The sequence below is a fragment of the Kribbella caucasensis genome (assembly GCF_004361855.1).
Classification (GTDB): Bacteria; Actinomycetota; Actinomycetes; order Propionibacteriales; family Kribbellaceae; genus Kribbella; species Kribbella caucasensis.
This window is the reverse complement of the sequence record NZ_SNWQ01000024.1, coordinates 98,803-104,830: the sequence shown is the minus strand read 5'-3', so window position 1 is coordinate 104,830 and position 6,028 is coordinate 98,803. Positions and strand designations below refer to the sequence as shown.

6 protein-coding genes and 2 pseudogenes are annotated in these 6,028 nt (G+C 65.5%); 5 read left to right on the top strand and 3 right to left on the bottom strand.

All coding sequences use genetic code 11. The features are described 5' to 3' along the window. A pseudogene (locus EV643_RS44440) lies at positions 1 to 573 on the top strand (hypothetical protein); the annotation flags it as partial. A gap of 179 nt (positions 574 to 752) precedes the next feature. Here the strand turns inward: EV643_RS44440 and EV643_RS35860 are convergent. After that, on the bottom strand, positions 753 to 1,274 hold the full coding sequence (locus tag EV643_RS35860; protein ID WP_133804657.1) for a cupin domain-containing protein: 522 nt from the start codon (positions 1,272 to 1,274) through the stop codon (positions 753 to 755). A gap of 74 nt (positions 1,275 to 1,348) precedes the next feature. On the opposite strand from EV643_RS35860, the gene EV643_RS35855 reads away from it, so the two are divergent. Together EV643_RS35855 and EV643_RS35850 are read left to right on the top strand one after the other, a co-directional pair. Continuing rightward, positions 1,349 to 1,954 (top strand): TetR/AcrR family transcriptional regulator, encoded by a 606-nt coding sequence (locus EV643_RS35855; protein ID WP_133804656.1) that lies wholly within the window; start codon positions 1,349 to 1,351, stop codon positions 1,952 to 1,954. Between the two features lie 193 nt (positions 1,955 to 2,147). Then, a complete protein-coding gene (locus tag EV643_RS35850; RefSeq protein ID WP_133804655.1) occupies positions 2,148 to 2,828 on the top strand; it encodes a hypothetical protein in 681 nt (226 codons plus the stop codon). Here EV643_RS35850 and EV643_RS35845 read toward each other — a convergent pair. Beyond that, positions 2,769 to 4,277, bottom strand: a complete 1,509-nt coding sequence (locus tag EV643_RS35845) for an IS1634 family transposase (protein WP_440589994.1) — start codon at positions 4,275 to 4,277, stop codon at positions 2,769 to 2,771. The genes EV643_RS35850 and EV643_RS35845 overlap by 60 nt on opposite strands. A 126-nt stretch (positions 4,278 to 4,403) precedes the next feature. On the opposite strand from EV643_RS35845, the pseudogene EV643_RS47070 reads away from it, so the two are divergent. Further along, a pseudogene (locus EV643_RS47070) lies at positions 4,404 to 4,802 on the top strand (IS701 family transposase); the annotation flags it as partial. A gap of 167 nt (positions 4,803 to 4,969) precedes the next feature. Continuing rightward, positions 4,970 to 5,488, top strand: coding sequence for a hypothetical protein (locus tag EV643_RS35835; protein ID WP_133804652.1), 519 nt, complete (start codon positions 4,970 to 4,972; stop codon positions 5,486 to 5,488). 133 nt (positions 5,489 to 5,621) lie between these two features. On the opposite strand, the gene EV643_RS35830 is transcribed toward EV643_RS35835, so the two are convergent. Then, positions 5,622 to 6,026 (bottom strand): Rieske (2Fe-2S) protein, encoded by a 405-nt coding sequence (locus EV643_RS35830; protein WP_133804651.1) that lies wholly within the window; start codon positions 6,024 to 6,026, stop codon positions 5,622 to 5,624. Positions 6,027 to 6,028 lie beyond the last annotated feature (2 nt).

Genomic DNA, 6,028 nt, shown 5'->3' with positions numbered 1-6,028 from the left:
GCCCAGATCAAACACGACGCCTACGCCACCGCGCCCGCAGCCGGTCGGGGTCGCTCGGGTGGGCGGGTGCGGCCCGGGCAGACCGAGATCTACGTGCACCTGACCGACCACACCCTGGCCACCGGCGACGGGATCCTGCGGGTCGAGGGCCTCGGCCCGCTGCTGGCCAGCCAACTCGCCGAACTCATCGGCCACGGCCCCTACATCGTCAAGCCGGTCATCGACCTCAACGACGCGGTCGGTGTTGACTGTTACGAGATCCCGGACCGGATCCGGGAACGGGTCAAGCTGATCCACCCGATCGAGCAGTTCCCGTACGGCACCCGCGAGACCGACCGGGCCATGGACCTGGACCACATCCGCCCGTACGACCCCCTCGGGCCACCCGGTCAGACCGGAACCGAGAATCTCGCACCCCTGCGGCGCTACGCCCACAGGGTCAAGACCCACGGCCGCTGGAAGGTCAGGCGCCTGGACCGCAAGACGCTGGAGTGGACCACACCCCACGGCTACCGCTTCCACGTCACACCCACCGGCACCCACCGAATCACCGACCCCACACCAGACCCCTGAAGTCGAACCACCGTTCCCGGTCCACGGATTCAGGATTAGGCGAGTGGATGGAGTCGCAGGTTACTTTGATTTGTTTGGGGCTAGTACTACAGCCGTAGATCGTGATCGTGTTCCTGTCGAGCAGGTAGTCCATCGCGAACGGGTGTAGGCCGCCTGGCTTACGTCCAGGCGGCCCCGGACTAAGGCGTCGGCATGGAGAGCTGGTAGCGCTGGATGACGTCCGCGAACCATTCGGGTTCCGCGATTGGGACCTCGTAGCGGTTCGCGAGCTCGACGATCTTCGACATCTCTGCTTCGCCGCGCTCGGTCAGGCTGACGACCGTCCGGAAGAGCTCTTCGAGTCCGGCAGGCGAGATGATCTCGATCATGCGCGCCGGCGTCGGCCCGGCGTTCCACATCGCGTGGACCTCGCCGCGCGGCTTCACGATGTATCCGCCCGGGCCGAGCACGATCTCCTTGTCCTCGGACCGGAAGCCGATCTCGCCCTCGAGCACGATGGAGATCTCATCCTCGCGGTGGTGGACGTGGGGCGGGACGAGTCCGCCGACCTCGAAGGGGTGTTCGACGACGGCGAGGGCGCCACCGGAGTCGACACCGTCGATCTTGAAGATCACCCCGACGCCGGGCATCAATCCGCCGCGCCGACCTTCACCGGGCTGGACAACCTTGACGGTCGTGGCCGCTACAGTCCCTGCACTCATGCCGCACCTCCATTTGGCTGACACATGCGTACAATGAAGCAGCAGCGAAGTGCCCTGTCAAGATTGGCTAACATATGTGTTCAGCGAACATAGCGTCGCCACGCCCCTACCGGAAGACGAAGCGTGCGCTCACCGAAGCCGAGACCCGGCAACGAATCGTTGAAGCGACGGTCGAGCTCCACGAAACGCTCGGCCCCGCGAAGACGACCATCAAGGCCATCGCCGAGCGCGCGGGCGTGCAGCGCGCCACGGTGTACAACCACTTCCCCGATCTCCAGGTGCTGTTCGAGGCGTGCAACGCCCACTACTACGAGCGGCACCCCATGCCCGACCCGACGTCGTGGGTCGGCATCGCCTCACCCAACGAGCGCTTTCGCGTCGCGGTGCGCGAACTGTATCGGTGGTACGAGGAAACGGAGGCGATGCTCTCGGTAGGCATCCGCGACATCGATGCTGTCCCGCCGGCGGCCCGCGAGGCGTTCGTCGGATACTTCCGCCACGTCGCTCGTTCACTGATGACGGGACGCCGCGAGCGAGGTCGGGTGCGCGTGCGCACGGCGGCAGCCGTCGGCCACGCGATCTCGTTCGTGACATGGCACTCGCTCGTCCGGGAGGGATCGCTCACGAGCGAAGAGGCTGCCGATCTCATGGAGGCGATGGTCGGCGCGGCGGCGGGATGACGGCTTGGTGTGAGCGAGCGTCGTGACGATGGGCACAAGCACGGCTTCTGAGAACTGCCCTGGCCCATGCAATGCGCCTGGGCCGCCCAGTACTACAGCCGTGGATCGTTGCCTTGGCTGATTCGCTTTCCTGGTAAGGGATCTGGGATCGGCGTGGCTGTGTGACGCGAGAACTGCTGGAGCCTGGCCGAGCATGCCGGCCACGGCAGGCAAGCTACGCGCCGACAGGTTCGTCGAACAGATCCCATGCAACGGCTGGCAGATCCTCTCCGCGAGCCGCGGCAGTAAAGGCGAACGGCTCTACGCTTGGGCCTTCACCAGCATCAGCGACAGCGAGCCGACCCATCACCGCTGGTTGCTGCTGCGGCGCAACCTGCACACCGGTGAGCTGGCCTACTTCCTCTGCCACGCCACCAGCGCCGCTCCGCTCGCAACTCTGGTGCGGGTGGCCGGGACCCGCTGGCGGGTCGAGGAGAACTTCCAAGCCGGCAAGGGCTGCGCCGGCCTGGACGAACACCAGGTCCGCACCTGGACCTCCTGGCACCGCTGGACCACCCTCGCCATGCTCGCCCATGCCTTCCTCGCCGTCACCGCCGCACGAGCCCGACAGCCAACCACCACCCACACCGCCAGCACCACACCCAGCGACACCGAACACCAAACAGCGATGATTCCCCTTACCTGCAACGAGATCCGGCACCTCCGCACAGCACTCACCCGCCCCATCCACGACCAGCTGCACATCGCCCGATGGAGCCGATTCCGCCGACGCCACCAACACCGAGCCAGACACTGCAACCTGACTTGTGCCAAGTTAGTGCGCACCGTCGTGGCCGTGGATCGTTCGCAGGATCTCGCGCAGGTCGTTGGGTAGCGGGTCGGCGGCGGTGATGGTGTGGGCGCCGGCCTGGATTTCGATGGTGCGGTATCGGCGGGTGGTGCGGATGAACTTCTTGATCGACCAGCCGGTGGTGTCCTCAATCCAGCGTGAGACCGCGAGGGCGGCGAACACGATGGTCAGGTGGGCTTCGATCGAGTCGCGTTTGTGGTGGTAGATCGGCCGCGCGGCGAGGTCGCTTTTGGACATCCGGAAGGATTTCTCGACGTTGAAGAGCCGGTGGTAGGCGTCGATCACGAACTCCGGCCCTGCGTCGAGGTTGGTCACGTAGCCCTTGATCCCGGCCAGCGCGCGAGCCTTGGTTTCGAGCTCACGGTTCACCTTCTTCGTGCCGCCGGTGACGCTGATGAACCTGTTGCGCTTCACCGAGGCCAAGCCCTGGACGGCCTTCTCGGCCTTGGCGACCTGTTCGTCGATCCCGCGCAGGGTTCGCCGGGCCCGGTCGGCGCGGTATTGGTAGTAGAAGATCTGGTCACGGCGCTTATCGCTGCGCGCGGCGGGCCATGGCTGGGTGAACACGTGCCCGTCCGGGATCTCGGTATCGGGGTGGTTCTGTCGCCACTTCTTCACCACGTAAGGGATGTCCGGGACACGTGCTCCGAGGATGAACGACAAGCCCTCGGTCTCCAGGGCACGCTTGTTCGCATCGGAGACCATGCCCGCGTCGGCCACGATCGTCACGTCCGCCAACCGGTGAGCTTTCATGAACTCCCGGATCACCGGCAGCATCGTGGTCGTCTCGGCGCGATTGCCTTCGAACGCGTTCACCATCAACGGGAACCCGGACTCGTTGGTCAGCAGCCCGATGGTGATCTGCGGCTCCAGCCGACGTTCCTTGGAGAACCCGGGCTCACGGAACCCGTCACCGGCGTCGGTCTCGAAGTACAACGTCGACACGTCGTACAACACCAGGCTCGCCGGGCCCAGGTCTACCTGGGCGGCACAGGCCGCCGCGAGCTTCTTCCGCCACGATGCTTCGGCGAATACCGGCAACCGACGGACCAGGGTCCGGTAGGCCGGAGGATCGACACCGACCTCCTCGAGCACCCGCAGTGAGTCCAACTTGCTCGTGGGCTCGATGATGCGCGCCAGCACTAGCGCCCGGAACACCTCGTCGGAGCCGGTGGCCTCGTCGAACCCGAGCACCTCGTAGCCGCGGGCCAAGGCGTCCCACAGGTGCCCCATCCGCGCCGAGGTGATCGCCAACGGTCCACCACGACCCACACTCTCAGCGGGTTCGGCGTCCAGACCGAGATCGAGCTCACCCTGCCCTGCCGCCATGCGCTGTCGCGCGGCGGCCTTCAGCAGCTCGAGCTCCACGTCGTCGTGCGCCGACCCGATGTGCTCAATGTCCCGCGAACCGCGCCGCGAGGAATACACGATCTGGACCGCGGTCGCACCCGAGGCCGTCTTCACCGTGCGCACGTACGGAGCCACGACCGACAGCCTAAAGACACCCGCTTAGTGCACACATCCAGGCAGCAATCGGCACAAACCTGCAGGTCAACGCGCTGAGCTCAGCCGAGACTCCCAAACGTGGCACAAGTCAGGGCCGGGACCCGCTGGCGGGTCGAGGAGAACTTCCAAGCCGGCAAGGGCTGCGCCGGCCTGGACGAACACCAGGTCCGCACCTGGACCTCCTGGCACCGCTGGACCACCCTCGCCATGCTCGCCCATGCCTTCCTCGCCGTCACCGCCGCACGAGCCCGACAGCCAACCACCACCCACACCGCCAGCACCACACCCAGCGACACCGAACACCAAACAGCGATGATTCCCCTTACCTGCAACGAGATCCGGCACCTCCGCACAGCACTCACCCGCCCCATCCACGACCAGCTGCACATCGCCCGATGGAGCCGATTCCGCCGACGCCACCAACACCGAGCCAGACACTGCAACTACCAAGCGCGACAGGAACGCGATCACGATCTACGGCTGTATTACTAGTGGTTGGGTGGCGGGGCCTGCCGAGCGGCCTGCTGAGTCCGCGTCCGAATAACGCCCTCTTCGACATATGTCATGTGGATTTCTCGGGCTGGCTTTCAGGTATTGCTATCGGAGACTGCCGCGAGGACCCTGTATTCGGGTGGTCTTCTTACCAGGGGGAGTGAACAATGGCGGGGATCGGATCGAAATGGCGGGCCGTATTGCTCGATCTGCTGGAAAGGTCGGGCTGGTCGGCCGGGCAGGTGTTCTTCGCGACACTACTCGCCGGCGGCACTACAGTCGCCGTTACCGGACTTCCGTGGAAGTATGCATCGACACTCGCTATCAGCGCAGCCGTGTCATCCCTCGTTCTGACAGCTCTGCAATACCTGGTCCGGTGGACAGATCTGAAGTTCTGGCCCGACACGCTTGCGCGCCTCGCGAAGACGTTCCTGGCATCCGTGGCAGCTTCGGTGGCCGCCGACAAAGTCTTTGACATCACGAGTTTCGACTGGGGTACGGCGTTCGACGTGGCCTTCCTCGCCACGATCTCGTCCCTCGGCAAAGGCCTGCTGGCCCGCGAGCAAGCCCAACCCGCACCGCCGCCGCCGGCCACGGATGGCGCCGTAACGGCTGTGGCAGCCGACTTGCGGACAACTCCGTCGACACTGCCGACACAGACGTACGTCGAGGCCGTCAAACGCTAGGTGATCGCTGAGGCGAGCCCTGGATCGGAAAGCGAGGCCGCAATGAATTTCGGCACCGTTCCTGAGTGGCTTCGCGTATATCAACAATCCAGCGCGGTTCTGAAGAGAATCAAGTCGATCGACTGAGCAACCCTCAGGCGAGGGTGATGGAGTCGCCGGTTACTTTGATTTGTTTGGCGGCCAGGGGCTGGGGGGCCGGGGGTGAGGCTACCGAGCCGTCGGTGATGGAGAATTTGCTGCCGTGGCAGTCGCAGTTGATGGTGCCGTTGGCAACGTTTGCGACCGGGCATTGCTGGTGGGTGCAGATCGAGGTGAACGCCTTGAAGGTGCCGGCAGTGGGTTGCGTGATGACGATCTGGCTGGCGGCGACGATGAGGCCGCCGCCGACCGGGACGTCGCCGGTCTTGGCGATGGAGGTGCCTACCGGGGCTGACGTGGCCGGGGCGCTCTTCGGCTCGCCGTACGAGCTGCAGCCGGCGACGGCGGCCAGGCCTGCGGCACCGGCGGCGAGGAGGGTACGGCGACTCAGGTCATCCACGG

Bases quoted from the DNA above. Each gene is read 5' to 3' on its own strand.
- EV643_RS35860 (WP_133804657.1), bottom strand. From the start codon at position 1,274: ATGAGTGCAGGGACTGTAGCGGCCACGACCGTCAAGGTTGTCCAGCCC.
- EV643_RS35835 (WP_133804652.1), top strand. From the start codon at position 4,970: ATGGCGGGGATCGGATCGAAATGGCGGGCCGTATTGCTCGATCTGCTG.
- EV643_RS35855 (WP_133804656.1), top strand. From the start codon at position 1,349: ATGTGTTCAGCGAACATAGCGTCGCCACGCCCCTACCGGAAGACGAAG.
- EV643_RS35850 (WP_133804655.1), top strand. From the start codon at position 2,148: ATGCCGGCCACGGCAGGCAAGCTACGCGCCGACAGGTTCGTCGAACAG.